The following is a 23003-nucleotide window of genomic DNA, read 5'->3' as shown; positions in this document are numbered from 1 at the left end:
CGGTTGCGCGATGGCGCCCTTGCGAGCTGCATTCAGGCGCCGCCCGGCCGGCTTGAATGGTCGCCTCGCACCGGCCTGCGCTGGATCCAGGCGCCTTTGCGCCTACGGTCGCAAACAGGCGCCCAGGTACCATGGCCACCCCTGCCGCCCTGCCCTGTTACAGATGACCGACCTGCCCCTTCCCGATGCCGACGCCCTGGCCCACAGCGACCAGCTCGGCGCCATGATCCGCGGCGAAATCGTCGCCTCCGGTGGAGCGGTGCCGTTCTCGCGCTTCATGGAGCGCTGCCTGTACACCCCGGGCCTGGGGTATTACAGCGCCGGGGCGACCAAGTTCGGTGGCGCCGGCGACTTTGTGACCGCCCCGGAGCTGGGGCCGCTGTTTGCCGGTACGGTGGCGCAGGCACTGGCGCCGGTGCTGCAGGAGCTGGGTCCGCAGGCCTGTTTCCTGGAGATCGGCGGCGGCAGCGGCGCATTGGCCGAAGTCATGCTCAAGCGCCTGCTGGCGCTGGATGCGATGCCGGCCAGGTACTGGATCCTGGAACCCAGCGCCGACCTGCGCCAGCGCCAGCGCCAGCGCCTGGGCCAGCACCTGCCCGGGCCGGTCCTGGACCGCGTGGAATGGCTGGATACCCCGCCGACCGGCGAATGGAACGGCGTGGTCTTCGCCAACGAGGTGATCGATGCACTGCCCACCCCGCGCTTCACCCTGCGCGGGGGGCAGGTATTCGAGGAGCACGTGGCGCTGGATGGCCAAGGCCGCTTCGTGGCCACCGATCGCCCGGCCGACCCGCTGCTGACCGCCGCCGTGCGCCACGTCGAGGGCGCGCGCGAGGCGCCTTTCCAGGACGGTTACCGCTCCGAGCTGCTGGCGCAGCTGCCCTACTGGGTGCAGGCGGTGATCGGCAGGCTGCAGGCCGGGGCGCTGCTGTTTTGCGACTACGGCTATCCGCGCAGGGAGTACTACCTGGACCAGCGTGACGGCGGCACCACCCGCGCCTTCTACCGGCACCGCATGCACCACGATGTGTATCGCTGGCCGGGGTTGCAGGACATCACCGCCTCGGTGGATTTCACTGCCCTGGCCGAAGCCGGCACCGGCGCGGGCTTCGACCTGGCCGGTTATGCAAGCCAGGCCGGCTTCCTGCTCGGCAACGGCCTGGCCGACCGGCTGGCCGAGGCCGAAACCGGTGCCGACGCCGCGGGTGTGCTGCGCCTGCGCAACGCGTTCAAGCAGCTCACCCTGCCCAGCCAGATGGGCGAGCGGTTCCAGTTCATGGGCTTTGCGCGCCAATGCAATTTCGAGGCGGCGTTCCTGTCCGGCGACCTGACATGGCGACTGTGAGCATCGGCGCGATCAAGCCGGTCCGCTGGCCGGCACTGTGGTTCGGTGGCTGGGTGCTGGCGATGGTGCTGGTGGTGACCACCTGCCTGCTGCCCGGCGAGGATCTGCCCAAGGTCGCCGAAGGCATGGACAAGCTCGAACACGCCGGTGCGTTCGCGGTGCTGGCGGCGTGGGCGGTGCAGTTGTTCGCCACCCGGCGTGCGCTGCTGCGGGCGGCGGCCTGGCTGGTGATCCTGGGCGTGCTGATCGAGTTGCTGCAGGGCTGGTTCACCGCCGATCGCACGCCCGATGCCATCGATGCGCTGGCCGATGCCAGCGGCGTGCTGCTGGGTTTGCTGGTGGCCCTGACACCCGCGCGCGACCTGCTGCTGCGCTGGTTTCCGCGCCGGAGCCACTGACCATCGCCCGGCAGGCTGCCGAGGACATCGCCAGGCACGCCGCGCACCCAGCCCGAAGGCACCGAGGCCGGCATGCCGGCGCTGGTCCAGGCGCTGCGCGGCGGTGGCGCCAGGCCGTCAGTGCGCTGGCCCTGGCGCGCGGGCACAATCCGGGCATGCCGCCGCACCTGCACAAGGTCACCGGGACCCCATGAGCCGCTTTGCCCTGGTCAACGCGCGGGTGCTGGCCGAGGCGGGCATCGTCGATGGCGGCGCGCTGGTGATCGAGGACGGCCGCATCATTGCCCTGACCGACGCCGCTGGCGCGCGCGCCCGGACCGACGACCTGCGCGACCTGGGCGGGGCGTGGCTGGCGCCGGGTTTCATCGACCTGCAGGTCAACGGAGGCGGCGGGGTGCTGTTCAACAACACGCCCACCGCCGCGGGCATCGCCGCCATCGGGCGCGCGCATCGCAGGTTCGGCACCACCGCATTCCTGCCCACGCTGATCAGCGATGGCGCCGACACCATGCGCCGGGCGATCGCCGCCACCGGCCAGGCCATCGCCAATGGCGTGGACGGGGTGCTGGGCATCCACCTGGAAGGCCCGTACCTGGCGCCGGCACGCAAGGGCACCCACGACGCGCGGCAGTTCCGCGCACCGGACGAGGATGAAATGGCCATGGCCACCGCGCTGGACAATGGCATCACCTTGATGACCGTCGCACCGGAACGGCTGGGGCCCGAACGCATCGCCGCGCTGGTCGCGCGCGGGGCGCTGGTGTTCGCCGGCCACACCGCCGGCAGCTACGAGCAGATCCGCGCCGGACTGGACGCGGGCCTGCGCGGGTTCACCCATCTGTTCAACGCCATGTCGCCGCTGCAAGGGCGCAGCCCCGGCGCGGTCGGCGCGGCGCTGGAAGATGAAGCAAGCTGGTGCGGGGTGATCGTCGATGGCGTGCACGTGCATCCGGGCGCGCTGCGCGTGGCGCTGGCGGCCAAGCGGCCGGGCAAGCTGCTGCTGGTGACCGATGCGATGCCGATGGTCGGTGCCGACAGCCCCAGTTTCGAGCTTTACGGCGAAACCATCACCGCGGTCGACGGGGTGGTGCGCAACGCCGCCGGTGCGCTGGCCGGCTCGGCGCTGGACATGGCCAGCGCAGTGCGCAACAGCGTGCGGCTGCTCGGCCTGCCGCTGCAAGAAGCCGTGCGCATGGCCGCGCTGTATCCGGCCCAGTGCCTGGGCCTGGCCCACGAGCGCGGCCGCATCGCCCCCGGCCTGCGTGCGGACCTGGTGGCACTGGACGATCGTCTGCAGGTCATCGAAACCTGGATCGGCGGACGCAGCGCGACCGGCTAGCCGGCCGTGGGCAACACCGCAGCCGGTCCGTTTCGCTCCCCGTCGATGTCTTGCCGGGCTCGGGACGTCGGCGTGGTGGGCGCATTTTTCAGGCCAGCAGGGCCAGCGCGGCGCGGTTGAGCAGATAGCCGCCCCCCAGCAACAGCACCCACAGGATCCAGGCCAGCAGCAGCGGCTTGGCGCCGGCCTGCTTGATCGAGCCCCAGTGGGTGCGCAGGCCCAGTGCGGCCATTGCCATCGCCAGCAGCAGGGTGTCCAGCATCAGGGTCGCATCGACCACGGGCTTGGGCAGCAGGTGCAGTGAGTTGAAGCCGGCGACCACCACGAACAGGATGGCGAACCACGGGATCGTCAGCGGCGCCGCTTCGCTCTGGGCGCCGTTGCTGCCGCGGCGCAGCCACGCGCCCAGCATCAATAGGAACGGCGCCAGCAGCATCACCCGCAGCATCTTCTCGATCACCGCCGCCGCGGCCGCCTGCGCGCTCACCGCGCGCCCGGCCACCACCACCTGTGCGACCTCATGGATGGTCGACCCGGCGTAGACGCCGTAGGCGTGCGCGTCCAGGCCCAGGGACGGATACATCCACGGGTACAGGAACATGCCCAGCGTGCCGAACACCACCACCGTGGCGATGGCGACCGACACCTTGTGGGCGGGTGCGCGAATCACCGGTTCGGCTGCCAATACCGCCGCGGCGCCGCAGATCGCGCTGCCTGCGCCAATCAGCATCGAGGTGTCGCGATCCAGCTTCAGCACGCGCGTGCCGATCCAGGTGGCCGCGCAGAACACGCCGGCCACCACGATCACGTCGATCACCACGCCAGCCAGGCCGACCCCCATCACATCCTGGAAAGTCACCCGCAAGCCGTACAGCACGATGCCGGCGCGCAGCAGCATGTCCTTGGCGTAGTCCACGCCGGTGCCGGTGCGTGGCGCGATGGCGGGAAAGGCGGTGTTGCCCAGCGCGATGCCGAGCACGATGGCCAGGGTCAGCGCGCTGAGTCCGGTCGTTTTGGCCCAGGGGATGTTGGACAGGCCAATGCCGGCCAGGGCGATGGCCAGCACCAGGATCAATCCCGGCCAGAAGCCTGGCCTGCGGATCATGGCGGGTCGTGAAAGCGTGGCCGCATCGGCCATGGCCCATCCGGATTTCAGGAAGATGCCGCCATGCTCCGCCGGTGGCTAGAATGCGTCCAATACATCATTCTCAACAAAGCATGACTTCAGCTCATGGCTTGAACCTGCACCTGCTGCGCGTGTTTGCCGCAGTGGTCGAGCACGCGGGCTTCTCGCGCGCGGCCCAGGCGCTGTTCGTCAGCCAGTCGGCGGTGTCCAAGGCAGTGCGTGAGCTGGAGTCGCAATTGGACCTGCCACTGATCGACCGTTCCGCAGGGCGCGGCGTGCATCTGACCGGCGCCGGCCAGGCGCTGTACCAGCACGCACGCGGCATCTTCGCGCTGGAACGGGCGGCACTGGAAGACGTGCGCGAACGGGTCGGCCTGCGCCGTGGCGGCCTGCGCATCGGCGCCAGCACCACGGTGGCGGCGTACTGGCTCGCCGAGGTCTTCGCCCGCCACGCGGCGCGCTACCCGCAACTGGACAGCGCGCTGGTGGTCGGCAACACCGGCGAGATCGCCGATGCGCTGGTGGACTGCCGCATCGATGCCGGCTTCGTCGAAGGCCCGGCGCATGACGAGCGCATCGTCGCCACGCGCTGGCGCGAGGAACCGCTGCAGGCGGTGGTGTCGGCATCGTCGTCGCTGGGCGCGCAGCGACGTGCCAGCGCAAGACAGCTGTCCGCGCAGCGCTGGCTGGTGCGCGAGCCCGGCTCGGGCACGCGCGAGGTCGCCCGGGACCTGCTCCAGGCCCGCGGCATCGAGCCTGCGCAGACGCTGGAAATCGGCAGCAACGAGGCCATCGCCCGCGCGGTGGCTGCCGGGGTCGGGGTGGCGATCCTGCCGGCCGCGGTGGTGGCCGATCTGATTGCGGTCGGCAAGCTGCGCACCCTGCGCCTGCCCGATGGCCCGCCGCTGCAGCGCCCGCTCTATCGGCTGGAGTTGGCCAACCGGCCGCGTTCACCGGCGCTGGAAGCATTCCTGGCCCAGCTTGCAGGCAGCGGCTGACCTCTCGACACCAGCCAGCTCTGCTCCCTCTGCCCCGCTTGCGGGCACTCCAAGCCACGCGCGCCAGCGGCGCGCAAGCTGTGCCTTCTCGCCCCGCAAGCGGGGAAGAGGGGGCGAACACGCAGCAGCGTGGGTGCTTCAGGGCATCCATGCCGTGCCTTGTCCGCATCCCGCTGGCGGGTGAGAAGGATCAAGCGCGGTTGTTTGCCGCCCGCGCCTGCGCGATCGCCGTGATGCGCGCGCTGCGCACGGCCTGGCCGATCTGCGGGCCGCTCAGGCCCTGTTGTGCGAGGTCGCGTGCGCTGACCGCACAGGCGGCGGCGTGCAGGCGGACCAGTTCGCGGCCCTGCGGGTAATCGTCCTCGGCGCTGCCGGCACGGCCGCGCATGTCGCATTCGCAGACCAGCGCCAGCTGGGCGATGCGCGCGGGTTTGCGAAAGCCATCGCAGCGCGCCAGCAGGTCGTGCACGGTGGCATCGCGCAGTTCGGCCAGGCGATGCACGTTGAGGTGCTCGCGGCAGGCCATCATCGCCAGCTCGCGGTGTTCGGCCGGCACTTTCAGGCGCTGGCACAGGTCCTGCAGCGGCCTCAGACCGGCCTGCTCGTGGCCGAGATGGCGCGGCAACAGCTCGGCCGGCGTCAGTGCCTTGCCCAGGTCATGGGTCAGTGCGGCAAAACCGATCAGATCATCGCCCGGCGCCAGCCGTGCGGCCATGTCGCACACCAGTTCCTGGTGCACGCCGGTGTCGATCTCGGGGTGGAACTGTGCGCGCTGCGGCACGCCGTACAGCGCGTCCACTTCCGGCAATACCTGGGCCAGCGCGCCGGTGTCATGCAGGGTGCGCAGGAAGGCGCTGGGCTGCGCGGCGGCCAGGGCACGGCGCAGTTCCTGCCAGACGCGCTCGGGCACCAGGGCCGACAGCTCGCCGCTGGCCGCCATCTGCCGCATCAGCACCAGCGTCTGCGGCGCCACGGTGAAGCCCAGGGGCGCCAGGCGCGCCATGAAGCGCGCCGCGCGCAGCACGCGCAGCGGATCCTCGCAGAAGGCCGGCCCGACATGGCGCAGTACGCGCGCCTGGATATCGCGCGCACCGCCGTAGGGATCGACCAGCATGCCGTCCTCGGTCTGGGCGATGGCGTTGATGGTGAAATCGCGGCGTTGCAGGTCCTGTTCCAGGGTCACGGAACGGTCGGCGTCCACCACGAAGCCGCGATAGCCGCGCCCGGACTTGCGCTCGGTGCGCGCCAGGGCGTATTCCTCCTGCGTGTGCGGATGCAGGAACACCGGGAAATCACGGCCCACCGCGCGAAAGCCGCGCGCTTCCATGTCCGCCTGGGTGGCGCCGACCACGACCCAGTCGCGATCGCCGGGCGGCAGGCCGAGCAGGGCATCGCGGACCGCGCCGCCGACCAGATAGGTCTTCATGGGGCAGGGGTGAGTGTTGAGAAGTGAGAAACGAGGGGCAGCATGATTGCTCCAGACACCGACGCCAGGATCATGCGCTGCTCCTCCCTCGTTTCTCACTCCTCATTTCTCGTTCCTGGCTGTTCCGCGCAGGCCAGACGCTTGCGCTGGCCGTCCAGGCGGCCGTGGATGCGGTCGGTCAGCGACAGCGCGTCATCATTCAGGCGCCAGTCGTAGATCACGCTGAAGGCCAGCACCCGGGCCACGTAGTCGCGCGTTTCCTTGTAGCTGATCGTCTCGATCCACACGTCCGGCTCCAGGCCCGGGCGCTGTGACTGCCAGCGCGCGGTCGGGACCGGGCCGGCGTTGTAGGCGGCGATGGTCACATACGGCGTGCCGTAGGTATCGAGCAGCTCGCGCAGGTAGGCGCTGCCGATGGCGATGTTGGTCTGCGGGTCATACAGGCTCTGCGCACCGCCATAGGCGATGCCGTTGCGCCGGGCCACCTCGGCGCCGGTGCCGGGCAGCACCTGCATCAGGCCCATTGCGTTGGCCGGCGAGCGCGCATTGGGGTTGAACACGCTTTCGGCGCGGATCTGGGCGGCCAGCCAGGCCGGGTCGATGGCGTTGTTCGATGCCTGGCGGCGGATGGCGCCCTGGTGCTGCAGCGGAAACCGCAGGCGGTACAGCTGCAGCTCCTCGGGCGTCCTGCCCAGGGCGAACACCGCGCGGTCGAACCAGCCGTTGTCGTGCGCCACCTCCACCGCGATCCGGCGCTGGTCGTCGTTGAAGCGGGTCAGCGCGTCGTTCCACTCGGCCGTGGCCCAGGCGGCGCGATCGAGTTTCCACAGCTCCATCGCCCGGATCAGGGCCGGATCGCGCGCCACGGCCGCCCTGGCCTGCGCACTGTCCTGCGGTTCGCGCGGGCACAGCGCGTAGGGCTGGCCGAGCCTGTCGGCGGCCAGGAAACCGTGGAAGGTCGCGGTCCGGGCCGCCTCGGCATACAGGCGCCTGGCCTGATCGGGCTGGCCGGCCTTGTCCAGCATGCGCGCCTGGAACCACTTCCAGCGCACCTGGCTGCGCTGGGCCGGGTCCATCGCCTGGATCGCCTTCAGCGCCGCCGGCCAGTCGCCGCGCGCCAGTGCCTCGCGGACCTGCCATTCGTGCAGGCGCGGGTCATAGGCACTGGCGGGGACCGCGGCCAGGCGCCGGGCCGAATCGGGCAGGTAGGACGCCACCGTCCACAGCGCGATCTGGTAGCGCACCTGGGCCTGCTGTTCGGCGCTCAGGCCCAGGGTCTGGGCGTACTGCGGCAGCAGCCGCTCGGCCGCGTCGGGATCCTTGCGCGCCAGCAGCGCCAGGCCGTTGCTGGCGATGCGCCGGCTGCGATCGGATTTCTCCCAGCCAAGCCCCTGCGCGGCCGGGGCATCGAGGAAGCCGGCATAGGCCACCGCCTGGGCGCGTTCGCCGCTGGACAGGCCATTGGCCGCCGCGCGCATCACCGCGCTCTGGCCGGCCGCGGCGGCCGCGTCGATGCGTTCCCAGCGCAGCGCATCGTCCAGCTGGCCCTGCGCGGTGAGCGCGGCGAACACCGGATCGCAGCCATCGGGCAACGGCCTGGCCGCGGCGCGCCACAGCTCCTGTGCCTGGCGCGTCCAGGCCGCATCGGCCTTGCCCTGCACCCATTGCGCCTGCAGGCGTGCGCAGCGCAAGCCGATGTTGTCGGTGGGCTGCCAGTTGGCCAGCAGCGCGTCCCAGTCCTTGCGCCGTGCCAGCGCCGGCAACCAGACGCTGCGGAACGCGGCAGCCACCGCCTGGCCGGCGTTGCGCTGCAGGAACTCCTGCGCCTGTGCGTTGCCGACACGGTCGATGTCGCGCTTGAGCTGGGCGAACTCGATCCAGCCACGCAGCGGATGATGGGCCAGCGTCGGGTCCTGCGATGGCGGGGCCTGGCCACGTTCGGCCGCCTCCAGTGCGCTGCGCACCAGCGGACGCTGGGCGTCCAGGTCCTGTGCGCCGGCCAACGCAGCCGCGGCGCACAGGGCGATCAAAACAGAGAGCAGGGCGGGGCGGATCATGCCACCGATGATAGGCAGGCCCGGATGAATCGGATTTTGCATGGCCCGGCGCCGCATCGCGGGGGCTTTTTGCCCCTCTCCCCCGCAAGCGGAGGAGAGGGGGCCGAACGCGTCGAGTAGACAGTTGCTCCTACGAAAAGCGGAATTTCACCAGAGATCAGGGTGTTTGTAGGAGCGGACCGCAGGGCCGCGAGGGGCCTTACCGGAAGAGCCCCATCGCGCCCCAAGGTGCGCTCCTACTGGCGCAGCGCTTCGGCCGGCACGTCGATCTCCAGCGCCAGGGCCAGATGGTCGGAAAACGCAGCCGGCAGCGCCCGCGCATTGGTCGGGACCAGGTGGTCGGTGACCAGGATATGATCGATCGCCCGCTGCGGGCGCCATGATGGGAAGGTCGGCACACAGAAGCCCGGCGGACGCAGGTGCGTGCGCGAATACAGCAGGTCCATCTCCGGCACGTCGGGCACGCAGTTGAAATCGCCCATCAGCACCGAATGCCGGTGCGCAGCCAGCAGCTCGGCGATGAAGCCCAGCTGCATGCGCCGCGAACCGTTGCCCAGCGACAGGTGCGCCACGGCCACCACCAGGCCGTCGTCGCCCTGGCCGAAATGGGCCAGCAGCACGCCACGCCCGGCGATGCGCCCGGGCAGCGGATGCATGGCCACCTTCACCGGTTCGAGCTTGCTCAGCAGGCCGTTGGCGCTGCCGGCCACGCGCGCCACGTTGCGGTTGGGCTGGTGGCTCCAGTACGCGAAGCCGGCGCGCCGGGCCACGTACTGGGTCTGGTTGGTGAAGCCCGAGCGCAGGCTGCCCGGATCGGCTTCCTGCAGGCCGACGATGTCATGTCCGCCGGCCAGTTCGGCGATCGCATCCAGGCTGGTGCGTTTGGCGCCCACCGGCAGCGCGTGCGACCAGCTGCGGGTGAAGTAGTCGCTGTAGCGGCGGGTGCTGGAGCCGGCCTGGATGTTGGCGCTCAACATCCGCAGCCGCTGCGGCACGGCAGGGACCTCGTCCATCGCCTTACCTGGTCGCCTGGCGCTCTTGGGCGATTAGGTGGTCGGTGATGCGCAACATGTCGGCCATGGTCCTGCCCTTGACCAGGTACTTGCCGGCCACGATCAAGGACGGGGTGCCACCGATCTGTGCCCGCACCAGGAACTGGTTGGCCTTGCTCAGCCTGGCGGCCACCGCAAAGCTGCCCATGGTCTGCAGGAACTGCTCGGCGCTCACGCCGTACTGGGTATAGAACTGCGCCACCTTGGCCGCATCGAAGGGCTCACCTTCGCCCGGCAGGGTCCTGTCCTGGTGGATCGCCTTGAACACCGCGTCATGGCTCTGCCTGTCGATGTTCAGTGCCTGGGCGGCGTAGTAGACCTTGGCGTACTCGCGGAAGTCCGGGCGGAACTGCGCCGGCACGTAGACCACCCGCACGTCGGCCGGCTGCCTGGCCTTCCACTGGTTGAACAGCGGCTCGAACTGCGCGCAGGCCGGGCAGATGTAGCTGAACGCCTCGACCACCTCGATCTTGCCGTCGGCCGGCTCGAATGGCTGGCCGTCGGCAATCACGGTGTAGTCGGTGCCCTCCACCGGGGCCGGGCCTTCCGGCGCCACCGGCGCATTGGTATTGGGCGCCTCGGCGGCGGCCTGGGCCGGGGCGGAGGCGGCAGGCGCGCCGGTGGCGGCCTCGGTGGCGGCCGGCGCGTTGGCGCTCGGCGTGCTGGCCACCGGGGCGGCGGCTTCTGGCTTGGAACAGGCGGCCAGCACGGACAGCAGGGCCAGCAGGGCCAGGACGAAACGGATCTTCATGGGCAACACACTCCTCAAGCTCGAACGATGGGCGGGACACAGGCCGACAGGATGCCGGCCTGCCTGTTCATTGCGGATGTGGATGGCTTACCTGGTCGCGGCCAGCTCGCGCTGGACCAGGAAGTCGGCCACCTTGAGCATCCCGTCCGGATCGGCCAGCTTGATCCGGTACTTGCCGTTGACCACCAGGGTCGGGGTGCCGGTGATGCCGGTGGCCATGCCGAAGGCGCGGGCCTTGTCCAGCTCGGCGGCCACCTGCGGTGCGTCCATGGTCGCGGCGAACTTGTCCGGATCAGCCCCGAAGCGCGCATAGAACGCGGCGATTTCCTGGCTGCTGGCGTTCTGGATCGGCAGTTGGTGGGTGTCGTGCAGGGCCTTGAACACCGCCGCGTGGCTCTGCCTGAGCACGCCCATCGACAGCGCCGCGTAATAGGCCTTGGCGTAGGGGATCCAGTACCCGCCGAACGCGGCCGGGACGGGGGTCACGCGCACCGTGGCCGGCTGCCGCTTCTGCCAGGCTGCGAACTGCGGCTCGAAACGCGCGCAGTGGATGCACACATAGCCGAACACCTCCACCACCTCGACCTTGTTGCCGCCAGTCAACGGGGCAAAGGGCTGGCCATTGGGGATCACCTCGTAATCCTGGCCCTCGACCGGATTGGCAGGCGAGGCGCAGGCCGCCAGCGGCAGCAGGGCGAGCAGGACAAACAGCAGCAGGCGGGGTTTCATGCGGGAGGCGTCCTTCCAAGGGGCGTGGGGATAAGGGATTGTCCGGCAAAAACGACAACGCCGGCCATGGCGGGCCGGCGTGCTGCAATGGCGGGGCTGACATCCGGACGCTGCCGGCAGGCCTTCGACCCTACGATTGCGGGGTAGGTTCCGCAGCCGCTGCAGGCGCCGCCGCTGCAGGCGTCGTCGGTGCCGATGCTGGTGCCGGCGCGGGGCCGGCCTTGGCCGCGGCGGCATCGGCCCTGCTGTCATGCAGGCCCTGGATGTAGCTGGCAAGCGAATGGATTTCCTGCTCGGTCAGCGGCTTGGCCACCTGCGCCATGATCTGGAAGTGCGCCGGGTCCGTGTAGGTGGTCGTGCCGGCCTGGTACTCCTGCAGGCGGCGGGCCACGTACTCCTGTGGCTGGCCGCCGATGTGCGGGTACGGCGGGCCCGGGTTGCCGGCGCCGCTGGGGCCGTGGCAGGACATGCAGGCCGGGATGCCGCGCTCGGCATCGCCACCGCGGAAGATCTGCTGGCCGGGCTCGTAGAACTTCATGCCCTTGTACGGGCCATCGGCGATGAGGCTGTCGTCGGCCACCCCGGCGCCGGCCTTCTGGGTGGCGAAGTAGGCCCCGACATCGCGCATGTCCTGCGGGTTCAGGCTCTGGGCGAAGGGCACCATCACCGCGGCCATGCCGGTGGTGCGCTGGCCGGTGGCGAACAACGCCAGCTGCCGGGCGATGTAGCGCTCGCTCTGTCCGGCCAGGCGCGGATAGATCGGTGCGGTCGAGTTGCCATCGGCGCCGTGGCAGGCCGCGCAGGCGGCGGCCTTGGCCTGACCGGCCGTGGGATCGCCCCACTGGGTCTTGGTCAGGTCGATCTCCAGTGGCTGCGCCTGCACCGGCGCGGCGTCCGGCAGCGCGGTCACGCTGGTCTGCGCATAGGCGAGGGCGCCCACCGCAAGGATGGCAAGGCTGGACAGTCCCAAGACACGAGCATGGCGCATTAGCTGGAGCTCCGTGGTTCCTTTTGGATCGCGTACTGCCGAATGGCGCTGGCGCGAAGCCGGCCGATTATCGGCATGGCGCGCTCAGGCGGTCAATGCGACCACGGTCCAAGCCGCGTCAAATCAGCCTTCCGCACGAAAATCGCAGGCGGATGCACGCACCCCGTGGCGCACTGCAGCACGCGTGGCGGTCGCCGGCCGCGCGCCCGTGCGATCCTATGCCCATGGCCGTCTCCAACTATCTCAATGCCGCCCATTACCTGCTGTCGGCCCACAACACCGGCCAGCTGCCGGTCGACGAAGGCTTCGAAGTGGCTTTTGCCGGCCGCTCCAACGCCGGCAAGTCCAGCGCGCTCAATGCGCTGGCCGGGCACAACGCGCTGGCCCGGGTGTCCAAGACCCCGGGCCGCACCCAGCAGCTGGTGTTCTTCGAGGTCAAGCCGCAGCGCTGCCTGGTCGACCTGCCCGGCTACGGCTACGCCAAGGTGCCCATGGACCTGCAGGCGCACTGGCAGGCGTTCATCGACCAGTACTTCGCCAGCCGCCAGGCGCTGCGCGGGCTGGTGGTGGTGATGGACATCCGCCATCCGCTCAAGGACTACGACCGGCAGATGCTCGGTTACGCCGTGCAGCGCGGCCTGCCGGCGCATGCGCTGCTGACCAAGGCCGACAAGCTCGGCCGCGGCCAGCAATTGCAGACCCTGGCTGCGGTGAAGAAAGAACTGCACGCGGCCTATGGCGACAGCGTGGGCGTGCAGGTGTTCTCAGCCGAATCCAGGCTGGGCGTGGACCAGGCGCGCGAGGTGGTGCAGCAGTGGCTGGGACTGCTGCCGACCGATCCCGCCGAAACCATGATGTAGGGCGGGTCTCGACCCGCCATTGCACACGTAGGGCGGGTCTCGACCCGCCATCGCAGCGTAGGGCGGGTCTCGACCCGCCATTGCAGCAGCCGTCAAGTCATGGAAGGCGGTCTCGACCCGCCATTGCACACGTAGGGCGGGTCTCGACCCGCCATTGCGGCAGCCATCAAGCCACGGAATGCAGTCCCGACCCGCCATTGCAGCGGTCATCAAGTCATGGAAGGCGGGTCAAGACCCGCCCTACACCCTGACGTTGAACAGCAGGCCGACCGCATGGGTGATGGCCATCGCCAGGGCCCCCCAGAACACCACCCGCAGCGCACCGCGCAGCATTGGCGCCCCGCCGGCCCAGGCGGCCAGGGCGCCTGACACCAGCAACGCGATCAGGGTGGCCGCGACCACCGCCACGGTGGCCTGCGCGGCGAACGCCCAGGCCACCAGCAGCGGCATCAGGGCGCCGACCGAGAACGCCCCGGCCGAGGCCAGCGCCGCCTGCACCGGACGGGCGCGAAAGGTGTCGGTGATGCCCAGTTCGTCGCGGGCGTGGGCCCCCAATGCGTCATGCGCGGTCAGCTGCTCGGCCACCTGATGGGCCAGGGCGGCGGTCAGGCCGCGGCGTTCGTAGATCAGGGCCAGCTCGGTCAGCTCGTTGTGCGGGTCCTCGGCCAGTTCCCGTTTCTCCAGGGTCAGGTCGGCGCGCTCGGTATCGGCCTGCGAGCTGACCGACACGTATTCGCCGGCGGCCATCGATATTGCGCCGGCGACCAGGCCGGCCACGCCGGTGGCCAGCAAGGCCTGCGCGCTCACGCCGCTGGCGGCCACGCCCACTAGCAGGCCGGCGGTCGAAACGATGCCGTCGTTGGCGCCCAGCACCGAGGCGCGCAGCCAGCCGGTACGGTCGCTGCGATGGATTTCGGGATGGCGGATGCGCATGCGGGTCAATGCGATGTCGAGGAAGTGCCAGCCTAGCCGGTGCCGGGCGGGAATGGCGAATTGCGATTCACCCGCGAATGCGGTGCGTCCGCTGGCCATTGGCCGCGGCGCGGGCCTGCAGCGGCGGCGCGCCCCGGCGATGGAATGCTGCAGGCCGTTCCAGGCCGGCGCGGCGGCCCGGTGGTGCCCGGTATAGTGCGGCCCTTGCGCGCCGCCGCGCTTTGGTTTCGCCGCGCCCTGCGCCACCCACGGTCATTGCGAGTTGCCCCTTGTCCAGTCCCAGCCTCACTGCCGATACGCCGATCACCGACCTGGCGCAGCTGGTGGAGTATTCCGCCGCCGGTTCGCGTCCGCGCGCGCAGTGGCGCATCGGCACCGAGCACGAGAAGTTCGGCTTCCGCACCGACGACCTGCGCCCGCCGCCCTTCGATGGCGAGCGCGGCATCGAGGCGCTGCTCAACGGGCTGACCCGGTTCGGCTGGGAAGCGGCGCCGGAAAACGGCCGCACACTCGCGCTGCTGCGCGCCGGCGCCTCGGTCACGCTGGAACCGGCCGGCCAGCTGGAACTGTCCGGCGCGCCGCTGGAAAGCATCCACCAGACCTGCCTGGAGGTGGGCAGCCACCTCGACGAGGTGCGCCAGGTCGCCGACGAGCTGCAGCTGGGCTTTTTGGGCATGGGCTTCCAGCCCAAGTGGCGCCGCGACCAGATGCCGTGGATGCCCAAGGGCCGCTACCGGATCATGCAGGCCTACATGCCCAAGGTCGGCCAGCTGGGCCTGGACATGATGACCCGCACCTGCACGGTCCAGGTCAACCTGGACTACGGCTCGGAAAGCGACATGGTCAAGAAGTTCCGCGTGTCGCTGGCGCTGCAGCCGGTCGCCACCGCGCTGTTCGCCGATTCGCCGTTCACCGAGGGCAAGCCCAACGGCTACCTGAGCTACCGCTCGCACATCTGGACCGACACCGACCCCGACCGCACCGGCATGCTGGATTTCGTGTTCGAGGATGGCTTTGGCTTCGAACGCTATGTCCACTACCTGCTCGATGTGCCGATGTATTTCTCCTACCGCGACGGCATCTACCACGACGCCTCGGGGCAGAGCTTCCGCGATTTCCTCAAGGGCAGGCTGCCGGCCCTGCCCGGCGCACTGCCGACCCTGCGCGACTGGTCCGATCACATGACCACCGCCTTCCCGGAAGTGCGGATGAAGAAGTTCCTGGAGATGCGCGGCGCCGATGCCGGGCAGCGCGATCGCCTGTGCGCGCTGCCGGCGTTCTGGGTCGGCCTGCTCTATGACGACGCGGCGCTGGATGCGGCCTGGGACCTGGTCAAGGACTTCACCCGCCAAGAGCGCCACGCGCTGCGTGATGGCGTGCCGCGCGATGCGCTCAAGCTGCCGTTCCGCGGCGCCAGCGTGCGCGAGCTGGCCGTGGAGGCGGTGAAGATCGCCCAGGCTGGCCTGCGCCGGCGCGCCTTCCTCAATGCCGATGGCGCCGACGAATCGGCATTCCTGGACGTGCTGGCCGAGATCGCCGAATCGGGCAAGACCCCGGCCGAGCGCAAGCTGGACCTGTTCCACGGCCGATGGAAGGGCCAGGTCGACCCGGTGTTTGCCGAGTTCGCCTACTGAAAGCCGACCGACCTGTCCGCGCCCTGGCGCCGACGGGCCGGCGTGCCCCCAGCGCCGCACTTGCGGCCCACGGCGGCCTGGCCCGATACTGCACCCCAGTATCGAGCCAGAGCCGTCCATGCCCCATTCGCCCGAGGAAAAAAAGCGCGTCCTGGCCCGCGTGCGTCGCATCCAGGGTCAGGCCGAGGCGCTGGCGCGCGCGCTGGAAGGCGGCGCCGACTGCGGACCGGTGCTGCAGCAGATCGCGGCCATCCGCGGCGCGGTCAACGGGCTGATGTCCGAGGTGATGGAAGCCCATATCCGCGAAACCTTCGGCCAGCCGGCAGGCGATGAGGCCCAGCGCGAAGCGCGCGTGGCGGAAATGACCGGGCTGGTGCGGTCCTATCTCAAATAAGGCGTACCCACGGCGCGCCTTCCGTTCCCTCAGTTCGCTATCAGGAGTTCCACACCATGAAATCCCGTGCCGCCGTTGCATTTGCTCCCGGCAAGCCGCTGGAAATCGTCGAGATCGACCTGGCTCCGCCCAAGGCCGGCGAAGTCCTGATCAGGATCACCCACACCGGCGTGTGCCACACCGATGCCTTCACCTTGAGCGGCGAGGATCCGGAAGGCGTCTTTCCGGCCGTGCTGGGCCATGAAGGTGCCGGCATCGTGGTCGAGGTGGGCCAGGGCGTGACCTCGGTCAAGCCGGGCGATCATGTGATCCCGCTGTACACCGCCGAGTGCGGCCAATGTCTGTTCTGCAAGTCCGGCAAGACCAACCTGTGCGTGGCCGTGCGCGCCACCCAGGGCAAGGGCCTGATGCCCGACGGCACCACCCGTTTTTCCTACAACGGTGAGCCGGTCTACCACTACATGGGCTGCTCGACCTTCAGCGAGTACACGGTCGTGGCCGAAGTCTCGCTGGCCAGGATCAACCCGCAGGCCAACCACGAGCAGGTCTGCCTGCTCGGCTGCGGGGTGACCACCGGCATCGGCGCGGTCCACAACACCGCCAAGGTGCAGGCGGGCGATTCGGTGGCCGTGTTCGGCCTGGGCGGCATCGGCCTGGCAGTGATCCAGGGCGCGCGCCAGGCCAAGGCCGGGCGGATCTTCGCCATCGACACCAATCCGTCCAAGTTCGACCTGGCCCGGCAGTTCGGCGCCACCGACTGCATCAATCCGGCCGATCACGACAAGCCGATCCAGCAGGTGATCGTGGAGATGACCACTTGGGGCGTGGACCACACCTTCGAATGCATCGGCAACGTCAACGTCATGCGCGCGGCGCTGGAATGCGCGCACCGCGGCTGGGGCCAGAGCGTGATCATCGGCGTGGCCGGCGCCGGCCAGGAAATCTCGACCCGCCCGTTCCAGCTGGTCACCGGCCGTCGCTGGCTGGGCAGTGCCTTCGGTGGCGTCAAGGGCCGCTCGCAGCTGCCGGGCATGGTCGAGGATGCCATGAAGGGCGAGATCGAGCTGGCGCCCTTCGTCACCCACACCATGGGCCTGGACCAGATCAACGAGGCCTTCGACCTGATGCACCAAGGCAAGTCGATCCGCTCAGTGGTGCACTTCTGATATCGGCGGGCCGGGCCCGGGCTCATCACCGGCGCGATGGCACGCGCCGTGCGTGCCACCCATCCACCTCCATCGAGGCAAGTCCATGCAACGGATTGAACACCGGGCCAGTTTCGGCGGCTGGCAGGACGTGTACCGGCACAGCTCGCAGGTGCTGGCCTGCGAGATGACCTTCGCGGTGTACCTGCCGCCGCAGGCCGCCACGCGCAGGCTGCCGGTGCTGTACTGGCTCAGCGGCCTGACCTGCACCGAGCAGAACTTCATCACCAAGGCCGGCGCCCAGCGCTACGCCGCCGAGCACGGCCTGATCCTCGTCGCCCCGGACACCAGCCCGCGCGGCGCGCAGGTGGCCGATGCCGAAGGCCATGACCTGGGCCAGGGCGCGGGCTTCTACCTCAACGCCACCCAGCCACCCTGGGCGGCGCACTACCGCATGTACGACTACGTCCTGGACGAACTGCCGGCGCTGATCGAAGCCAGTTTCCCGGCCACCGATGCGCGCGGGCTCAGCGGTCATTCGATGGGCGGCCATGGCGCGCTGGTGATCGCGCTGCGCAATCCCGGCCGCTATCGCAGCGTGTCGGCGTTCTCGCCGATCGTGGCGCCCACCCAGGTGCCGTGGGGGCAAAAGGCCTTCGCCGCGTATCTGGGCCAGGACCGCGCCGCGTGGACGGCGTGGGATGCCACCGAGCTGGTGAAGACCGCCACGCCCTCGCTGCCGCTGCTGATCGACCAGGGCGATGGCGATGAGTTCCTGCACAGCCAGCTCAGGCCGCAGCTGTTCGAGGCCGCCGCCGCCCAGGCCGGTTATCCGATCCGGTTGCGGATGCAGCCTGGCTACGACCACAGCTATTACTTCATCGCCAGCTTCATCGGCGAACACCTCGCCCACCACGCCCGTGCCCTGAATGGATAAGGCCGCGCGCCGCCCGGCCTGCGTCGAGGGCGCACCCAGCCGGCGGTGAGGTGGTCAACGCGACGACGTCGGCCTCATCGCGCTGGTGCAGCACGTGCAGCATCCAGGCCGAATCCCGGCCGGGAGGCTCTGCCGCCGCTTCCAGGCTCAGCGCACGTCGCGCAGCTGCCAGCCGCTGCCGGCCAGCAGGCGCAGGCGATGCTTGAGCACCTCGCCGGGGATGCTGGTCTGGGCCACCAGATCGATGTGCAGATCGTCCACCTGGCCGGTCACCACCGCGGCCGGGTCGACCGCGCCCAGCGCCGGATCGACCTCGTCCGGCTCGTCCTGGGCATCGCGCCAGCGTGCGAACAGCCAGTCGGTGCGCAGCGCATCCTGCAGCTGCTGGGCGAAGCCCTCGGCGCCGCTGGCGTTGAAGCTGTATTCGGCCTGCGGTCCGCGGGCCTTGTCCGGGTCGGGCAGGGCGATGTAGTAACGGGGCATGGGCGATCCTCCACGGGTGCTTGAAGGCGCCCACGCTAGGCTGGATGCTGTCAGCGGGCCGTGTTCATGCCCGAAAAGGTGTGCGGCCTTGCCGCAGCGCCCGCGCCCGGCGCGCCTAGCAGCCTGTCGGACTTTGGTCGGCCGGGCTGCGCCGGCGATATCTGGATGGCCGGCCTGCCTTGCGAGCCGGCCTTTGCACGGCCCGTTCATACCGACCGGCCAATGCTCCGGTGCGAGCAGACACTTTGAACCCCGGAGGATCCATGCGCCTGCCGGCTCATGCCGTGCCCATGTGCGCCCTGCCAGGCGCCTTCATCGCCACCGCCGGCCGGGAGGGCACTGCCCTGGCTGTCGCGCCGGGGTGGGCTGGCAGCGAGCGCAATGCAACGGCCATGCCGGCGGTGCCTGCATGACCATCAGGCCCGGCCGCAGCGTCCAGCAGGAGCTGCTGGCCTTCTGGCGCCAGGCCGGGCCTGCGCGCTGGTTCGCGCGCGATGACGCCTTCGACGCCCGCTTCGGCCAGCATTTCCTCCAGGATCATTGCGCCGCCGCGCGCGGCGAATACGCCCATTGGCTGGACACGGCCGATGACGCGCTGGCCCTGTTGTTGCTGCTGGACCAGTTTCCACGCAATTGCTTTCGGGACAGCGGCCATGCCTTTGCCACCGACGGCTTGGCCCTGGCCTGTGCAAAGCGCGCGCTGGAACGTGCCCACGACCAGGCCACCGAGCCGCTGCTGCGGCCGTTCTTCTACCTGCCGTTCGAGCATGCCGAAGACCTGACCGAGCAGGCCCGATCGCTCGCCCTGTTCCAGGCGCTGGGCGATGCGCAGGCGCTGGAATACGCCGTGGCCCATCATCAGGCAATCGCCCGCTTCGGCCGCTTCCCGCATCGCAACGCCGCCCTGGGCCGCACCAGCACGCCGGATGAACAGGCCTGGCTGGACGCCGGCGGAGGTTTCTAGTGTACTGTTCTATTCTTGATGGAACTTATATGAAATCCATCGTTCCAACACTCTACGAGGACGAAGTGTGGAGAGTGCAAGTGCGAGTTGCCCCTGAGATTGTGCTGAGCGACGAGGAGCGAGCGGAGTTGACGAGACTGGTTCGCTCCAAGCGCACGAGCGTGAGGCTGGCGCAGCGCGCCCGCATGGTGCTGCTGGCTGCGGACACCCACAAGCATCCCAATGTCCAGAAGTGGCTGGCCAAGCACCCGCGCTTCACCATGCACTTCACGCCTACCTCCGCGTCGTGGCTGAACATGGTTGAGCGCTTCTTCCGCGACATCACCACCGAGCGGCTGCGCCGCGGGGTGTTCACCAGCGTGCCCGAACTGATCGCCGCCATCCGACATCCTGCAGAAGGTGATCCGCGCCAATCAGCGCTTAAGTTCCAAACAGAATGGAACACTACACTAGGAGTCTGTCGGGCTTTGGCGGTCGAGGCGAAAATTCGGCTGCGCGAGGACAGATTTTTGGCGATTCGCCGCCCCATCGTGGTTCTACGGGGCAAGAAGCGACGGAAATATGGACCGCACAGCCGGATTTGCAGCCCGGCCGGCCAAAGTCCGACAGGCTCCTAGACCCCGGCGCCAGGCCCAGGCGCATCCGGGCCGGTTGCGGGCATGGTCACACGCTCAGTAGCGGGGGACGTTCGGGTCGACCTGGGTGGACCAGGCGTCGATGCCGCCGACCACGTTGTGGACGTTGCCAAAGCCCAGCGCGCGGAACTGTTCGGCGGCCTGCTGACTGCGCCCGCCGGCATGGCACAGGAACGCGAGCTGGGTGTCCTTGGGCAGCGCCTCCAGCACGGCGCGGCCGCTGCCGTCGAAGGTCCTGAACGGCACGTTGACCGAGGCGAGGGCGCGCTCCTCGGCCGGGCGCACGTCCACCAGCAGCAGCTCGCCGGATGCGACCCTGGCGGCCGCCTCGGTGACCGGCATCTGGTTGACCGGGCGCGGCGCATTGGGGTTGTCGATGGCCAGGCCCCTGCCGCGGATGTCGTCCACCCAGTCGATCGTGATCCCCTCGGCGCGGCGCGCGCTGGCCGGATCGAACTGGACGCGCACGCCATTGGATTCGGCGGCGATGGCCTTGCTGTCGAACGGGCCCAGCTGGAAGTCCGGCTGGTATTGCGCATCGATGGCCAGGATCAGGGCCGCGCCCGGGCCGGCGTCTTCCAGCGAATCGAGCAGCATCTCGGCCGCGGCCGGGGTGACGGTGATCGAGGGCGGGGTGCGGTCCGGCGCGGCCACGCCCAGCACCGCGGCCAGTTCACCGGAGCTGGCCAGCTGCTCGATGATGTCACTGCCGCCGACCAGTTCGCCGTCGATGTACAGCTGCGGGATGGTCGGCCAGTCGCCGTAGGCCTTGATGCCTTCGCGCAGCTCCTGGTCGGCCAGCACGTTGACGTGGGCGTAGTCCACGCCCAGCGAGGACAGCGCGCCGACCGCCTTGGCCGAGAAGCCGCACTGCGGCATGCTCGGCTGCCCCTTCATGAACAGCACCACGCGGTTGGATTGCAGCAGGGAATCGATGCGCGAACGCAGGGCGGGGTCGAGGGACATGGCGGTTACCGACAGGGAAGCGGATGGGAAATTTTACCTGCGTGGCATGATGGGCGGCATGAGAGGCCACGCAATGCAGCATCACGTGCCGCGCAGGCCTCTGCTCAGGTTGGGGCTGCTGGCGCTATCGCAAGTGGGGGTGCTCGCGCTGTGGTGGCTGGCCGGCTTCAAGCCCGGCCTGGCGGCGTTGGCGGCGAGCCACGGCGCGGTGCTGTGGTCCACGTTCAATCCGCGCTCGCAGCTGTTGTGCCCGGCGCTGGTGCGATTGCCGGGCGATGCGCCGCAGGTCTGGTTGACCATCGATGACGGCCCCTCCGAGGACACCATGCCGATCCTGGAGCTGCTGGACGCCCACGGCGCCCGGGCGACCTTCTTCCTGGTCGGTGAGCGCGCGCGGGCGCGGCCGGCGCTGGTGCGCGAGATCGTGCGCCGCGGCCACGGTATCGGCAACCACAGCGACAGTCACCCGCAAACCGCGTTCTGGCGGCTGGGGCCCGGCGCGCTGGAGGCGGAAATCGCCGCCAGCCAGCGCACCCTGGAAGAACTGTCCGGGACCGCGCCGCGCTGGTTCCGCTCGGTCGTGGGCCACACCAATCCCTTCATCGCACCGGTGCTGGCCCGCCACGGCCTGACCCGCGTGGCCTGGAGCGCGCGCGGCTTCGATGGCGTGCGCTGCACGCCCGACCAGGTGCTGGCGCGGATCGAACCAGGCTTGAAACCCGGCGCGATCGTGCTGCTGCACGAAGGCGCGGCGCATGGGCACAACGTGCAGATCCTGCGCCGGCTGCTGGAGGCGATGGAGCGCCGCGGCTTAAAGTCTGGCTTTTCCTAGCAGCCTGTCGGGCTTTGGTGGTCGAGGCGAGAATTCGGCTGTGCGAGGTCAGATTTTCGACGGTTCGCCGGCCCATAGTGGTGCTATGGGCCAAGAAGCGGCGGAAAGATGGACCGCACAGGCGGATTCGCAGCCCGGCCGACCAAAGTCCGACAGACTGCTAGTCCTCGGTCATGGCAGGGATGCGGACCAACGACCCGCTCTGTGCTTCAACAGGCCAGCTCTCCGATGAGGATCTCGCGCTGCTGTTGAAGGAGCTCCAGTCGCGGCGGCTGATCGTCGTCCAGGACGGGAAGATCGCCTACGCGCTGCCTCCGGCCTAGAACCGCTCGGCCACGATCAGCCAGTTGTTGAACGGCGTGTTGCCGTACAGCGGTGAGAACGTCGTGGTCAGGCCGGCGTTGGCCAGATGGCCTTGCAGGGTTTCGCGGGTCGGATAGCGCTTGGGCGCTTCCTGCATCCAGCCGGCGAAGTGCGCGAGCAGGTCGGTGACCTTGGTGGTGCGGCCGCGGCCGCTGTCATCGCCCAGCGCGCTGCGGATCACCAGCCTGGCGCCGGGGGCGAGCATGTGCGCCATGTGGGTCAGCAGGCCGCCCTGCACGTGGTCGGGCAGGTACTGCAGCACGTCCAGGATGGCGATGTTGCCGACGTGCTCGGGCCAGCGCGCGGCCAGGTCGAGCACTTCGAAATGCGCATCGGCCAGGCCGGTGCGGCGTGCGATCCGGCGGGCGCGCTGGATCTTGCCGGCGTCGATGTCCACGCCGTGATAGGTGCGCGACTGGCCATCGGCATGCAGCGCGTGGGCCAGCAGGCCCAGGCCGCACCCCAGGTCCAGCACCGGGCCGGGCGTGTCACGCAGCGCGGCCAGCACGCCCGGGTACAGCGGGTCGGTGCGCAGCTTGGCGCGGGTGTAGTAGTAGTCGTAGCGGTTGCCCCACGGCCGCCGGGGCAGGAACGCGCGCGCGATGGCCAGTGCCTGCTGCGCGGGCATGGGTCGGGGGGCGTCGCTCA

The 23003-nt window shown here is 69.6% G+C and carries 23 protein-coding genes and 1 pseudogene; 13 read left to right on the top strand and 11 right to left on the bottom strand.

Annotated features, from left to right (window positions below):
* The first annotated feature begins 163 nt into the window (after positions 1 to 163).
* The 3 genes from DSC_RS14890 to nagA all read left to right on the top strand — a co-directional run bounded on the left by DSC_RS14890 (position 164) and on the right by nagA (position 3082).
* Positions 164 to 1345 carry a class I SAM-dependent methyltransferase gene (locus DSC_RS14890; RefSeq protein ID WP_014162033.1) on the top strand — a complete coding sequence of 394 codons (1182 nt, stop codon included), beginning with the start codon at positions 164 to 166 and terminating at the stop codon, positions 1343 to 1345.
* Positions 1333 to 1743: a VanZ family protein gene (locus DSC_RS14885; protein ID WP_043290760.1), complete on the top strand. Its 411-nt coding sequence runs from the start codon at positions 1333 to 1335 to the stop codon at positions 1741 to 1743. Before DSC_RS14890 ends, DSC_RS14885 begins: the two co-directional genes overlap by 13 nt.
* Positions 1744 to 1933: 190 nt before the next feature.
* Positions 1934 to 3082 carry an N-acetylglucosamine-6-phosphate deacetylase gene (gene nagA, locus DSC_RS14880; RefSeq protein ID WP_014162031.1) on the top strand — a complete coding sequence of 383 codons (1149 nt, stop codon included), beginning with the start codon at positions 1934 to 1936 and terminating at the stop codon, positions 3080 to 3082.
* Positions 3083 to 3170: 88 nt separating this feature from the next.
* Here nagA and DSC_RS14875 read toward each other — a convergent pair whose 3' ends face one another.
* Positions 3171 to 4187 carry a YeiH family protein gene (locus DSC_RS14875; protein ID WP_083833578.1) on the bottom strand — a complete coding sequence of 339 codons (1017 nt, stop codon included), beginning with the start codon at positions 4185 to 4187 and terminating at the stop codon, positions 3171 to 3173.
* 113 nt (positions 4188 to 4300) lie between these two features.
* Between DSC_RS14875 and DSC_RS14870 the strand changes: the two genes are divergently transcribed.
* A complete protein-coding gene (locus DSC_RS14870; RefSeq protein ID WP_202944895.1) occupies positions 4301 to 5206 on the top strand; it encodes a LysR family transcriptional regulator in 906 nt (301 codons plus the stop codon).
* 190 nt (positions 5207 to 5396) lie between these two features.
* Here DSC_RS14870 and DSC_RS14865 read toward each other — a convergent pair whose 3' ends face one another.
* The 6 genes from DSC_RS14865 to DSC_RS14840 form a co-directional block, all read right to left on the bottom strand.
* Positions 5397 to 6632 (bottom strand): multifunctional CCA addition/repair protein, encoded by a 1236-nt coding sequence (locus tag DSC_RS14865; RefSeq protein ID WP_014162027.1) that lies wholly within the window; start codon positions 6630 to 6632, stop codon positions 5397 to 5399.
* Positions 6633 to 6727: 95 nt separating this feature from the next.
* On the bottom strand, positions 6728 to 8689 hold the full coding sequence (locus DSC_RS14860) for a transglycosylase SLT domain-containing protein (RefSeq protein ID WP_043291475.1): 1962 nt from the start codon (positions 8687 to 8689) through the stop codon (positions 6728 to 6730).
* 236 nt (positions 8690 to 8925) lie between these two features.
* A complete protein-coding gene (locus tag DSC_RS14855) occupies positions 8926 to 9666 on the bottom strand; it encodes an endonuclease/exonuclease/phosphatase family protein (protein ID WP_014162025.1) in 741 nt (246 codons plus the stop codon).
* A 40-nt stretch (positions 9667 to 9706) separates the two neighbouring features.
* Positions 9707 to 10492 (bottom strand): thiol:disulfide interchange protein DsbA/DsbL, encoded by a 786-nt coding sequence (locus DSC_RS14850; RefSeq protein WP_014162024.1) that lies wholly within the window; start codon positions 10490 to 10492, stop codon positions 9707 to 9709.
* A gap of 87 nt (positions 10493 to 10579) precedes the next feature.
* Positions 10580 to 11221 carry a thiol:disulfide interchange protein DsbA/DsbL gene (locus tag DSC_RS14845; RefSeq protein ID WP_014162023.1) on the bottom strand — a complete coding sequence of 214 codons (642 nt, stop codon included), beginning with the start codon at positions 11219 to 11221 and terminating at the stop codon, positions 10580 to 10582.
* 130 nt (positions 11222 to 11351) lie between these two features.
* Entirely contained in the window at positions 11352 to 12209 is an 858-nt protein-coding gene (locus DSC_RS14840; RefSeq protein WP_014162022.1) for a c-type cytochrome, read from the bottom strand.
* A gap of 224 nt (positions 12210 to 12433) precedes the next feature.
* Here DSC_RS14840 and yihA point away from each other — a divergent pair, with 224 nt between their 5' ends.
* Positions 12434 to 13069: a ribosome biogenesis GTP-binding protein YihA/YsxC gene (gene yihA / locus DSC_RS14835; RefSeq protein WP_014162021.1), complete on the top strand. Its 636-nt coding sequence runs from the start codon at positions 12434 to 12436 to the stop codon at positions 13067 to 13069.
* Positions 13070 to 13309: 240 nt separating this feature from the next.
* Here the strand turns inward: yihA and DSC_RS14830 are convergent, their stop codons facing one another.
* Positions 13310 to 14002, bottom strand: coding sequence for a VIT1/CCC1 transporter family protein (locus tag DSC_RS14830; protein WP_043290756.1), 693 nt, complete (start codon positions 14000 to 14002; stop codon positions 13310 to 13312).
* A gap of 254 nt (positions 14003 to 14256) precedes the next feature.
* Between DSC_RS14830 and DSC_RS14825 the strand changes: the two genes are divergently transcribed.
* From DSC_RS14825 to fghA, 4 genes are all read left to right on the top strand, one after another.
* On the top strand, positions 14257 to 15636 hold the full coding sequence (locus tag DSC_RS14825; RefSeq protein ID WP_337998586.1) for a glutamate--cysteine ligase: 1380 nt from the start codon (positions 14257 to 14259) through the stop codon (positions 15634 to 15636).
* Between the two features lie 118 nt (positions 15637 to 15754).
* Positions 15755 to 16030 carry a metal/formaldehyde-sensitive transcriptional repressor gene (locus DSC_RS14820; protein ID WP_014162018.1) on the top strand — a complete coding sequence of 92 codons (276 nt, stop codon included), beginning with the start codon at positions 15755 to 15757 and terminating at the stop codon, positions 16028 to 16030.
* A gap of 56 nt (positions 16031 to 16086) precedes the next feature.
* Positions 16087 to 17196, top strand: a complete 1110-nt coding sequence (locus DSC_RS14815; protein ID WP_014162017.1) for an S-(hydroxymethyl)glutathione dehydrogenase/class III alcohol dehydrogenase — start codon at positions 16087 to 16089, stop codon at positions 17194 to 17196.
* Between the two features lie 85 nt (positions 17197 to 17281).
* Positions 17282 to 18112 (top strand): S-formylglutathione hydrolase, encoded by an 831-nt coding sequence (fghA, locus tag DSC_RS14810; protein ID WP_014162016.1) that lies wholly within the window; start codon positions 17282 to 17284, stop codon positions 18110 to 18112.
* 147 nt (positions 18113 to 18259) lie between these two features.
* Here the strand turns inward: fghA and DSC_RS14805 are convergent, their stop codons facing one another.
* Entirely contained in the window at positions 18260 to 18595 is a 336-nt protein-coding gene (locus DSC_RS14805; RefSeq protein WP_014162015.1) for a hypothetical protein, read from the bottom strand.
* A 409-nt stretch (positions 18596 to 19004) separates the two neighbouring features.
* Here DSC_RS14805 and DSC_RS14800 point away from each other — a divergent pair, with 409 nt between their 5' ends.
* The gene (locus DSC_RS14800) at positions 19005 to 19559 is read left to right on the top strand and encodes a DUF924 family protein (RefSeq protein ID WP_014162013.1); all 555 of its coding nucleotides are present in this window, start codon (positions 19005 to 19007) and stop codon (positions 19557 to 19559) included.
* A 29-nt stretch (positions 19560 to 19588) separates the two neighbouring features.
* A pseudogene (locus DSC_RS17450) lies at positions 19589 to 19942 on the top strand (transposase); the annotation flags it as partial.
* Between the two features lie 288 nt (positions 19943 to 20230).
* Here DSC_RS17450 and grxD read toward each other — a convergent pair.
* Positions 20231 to 21160: a Grx4 family monothiol glutaredoxin gene (gene grxD, locus DSC_RS14790; RefSeq protein ID WP_014162011.1), complete on the bottom strand. Its 930-nt coding sequence runs from the start codon at positions 21158 to 21160 to the stop codon at positions 20231 to 20233.
* 49 nt (positions 21161 to 21209) lie between these two features.
* Between grxD and DSC_RS14785 the strand changes: the two genes are divergently transcribed.
* Positions 21210 to 21992, top strand: a complete 783-nt coding sequence (locus tag DSC_RS14785) for a polysaccharide deacetylase family protein (protein ID WP_425476596.1) — start codon at positions 21210 to 21212, stop codon at positions 21990 to 21992.
* 173 nt (positions 21993 to 22165) lie between these two features.
* Entirely contained in the window at positions 22166 to 22315 is a 150-nt protein-coding gene (locus DSC_RS16955) for a hypothetical protein (RefSeq protein ID WP_158308249.1), read from the top strand.
* Here DSC_RS16955 and DSC_RS14780 read toward each other — a convergent pair.
* Complete coding sequence (locus tag DSC_RS14780) at positions 22312 to 22983, bottom strand: methyltransferase domain-containing protein (protein WP_014162008.1); 672 nt, start codon at positions 22981 to 22983, stop codon at positions 22312 to 22314. The two genes, DSC_RS16955 and DSC_RS14780, sit on opposite strands and share 4 nt — an antisense overlap.
* Positions 22984 to 23003: the final 20 nt, after the last annotated feature.

Origin of the sequence: Pseudoxanthomonas spadix BD-a59 (assembly GCF_000233915.3) — a bacterium.
GTDB lineage: Bacteria > Pseudomonadota > Gammaproteobacteria > Xanthomonadales > Xanthomonadaceae > Pseudoxanthomonas_A > Pseudoxanthomonas_A spadix.
This window is presented reverse-complemented; position numbering and strand designations above follow the sequence as displayed.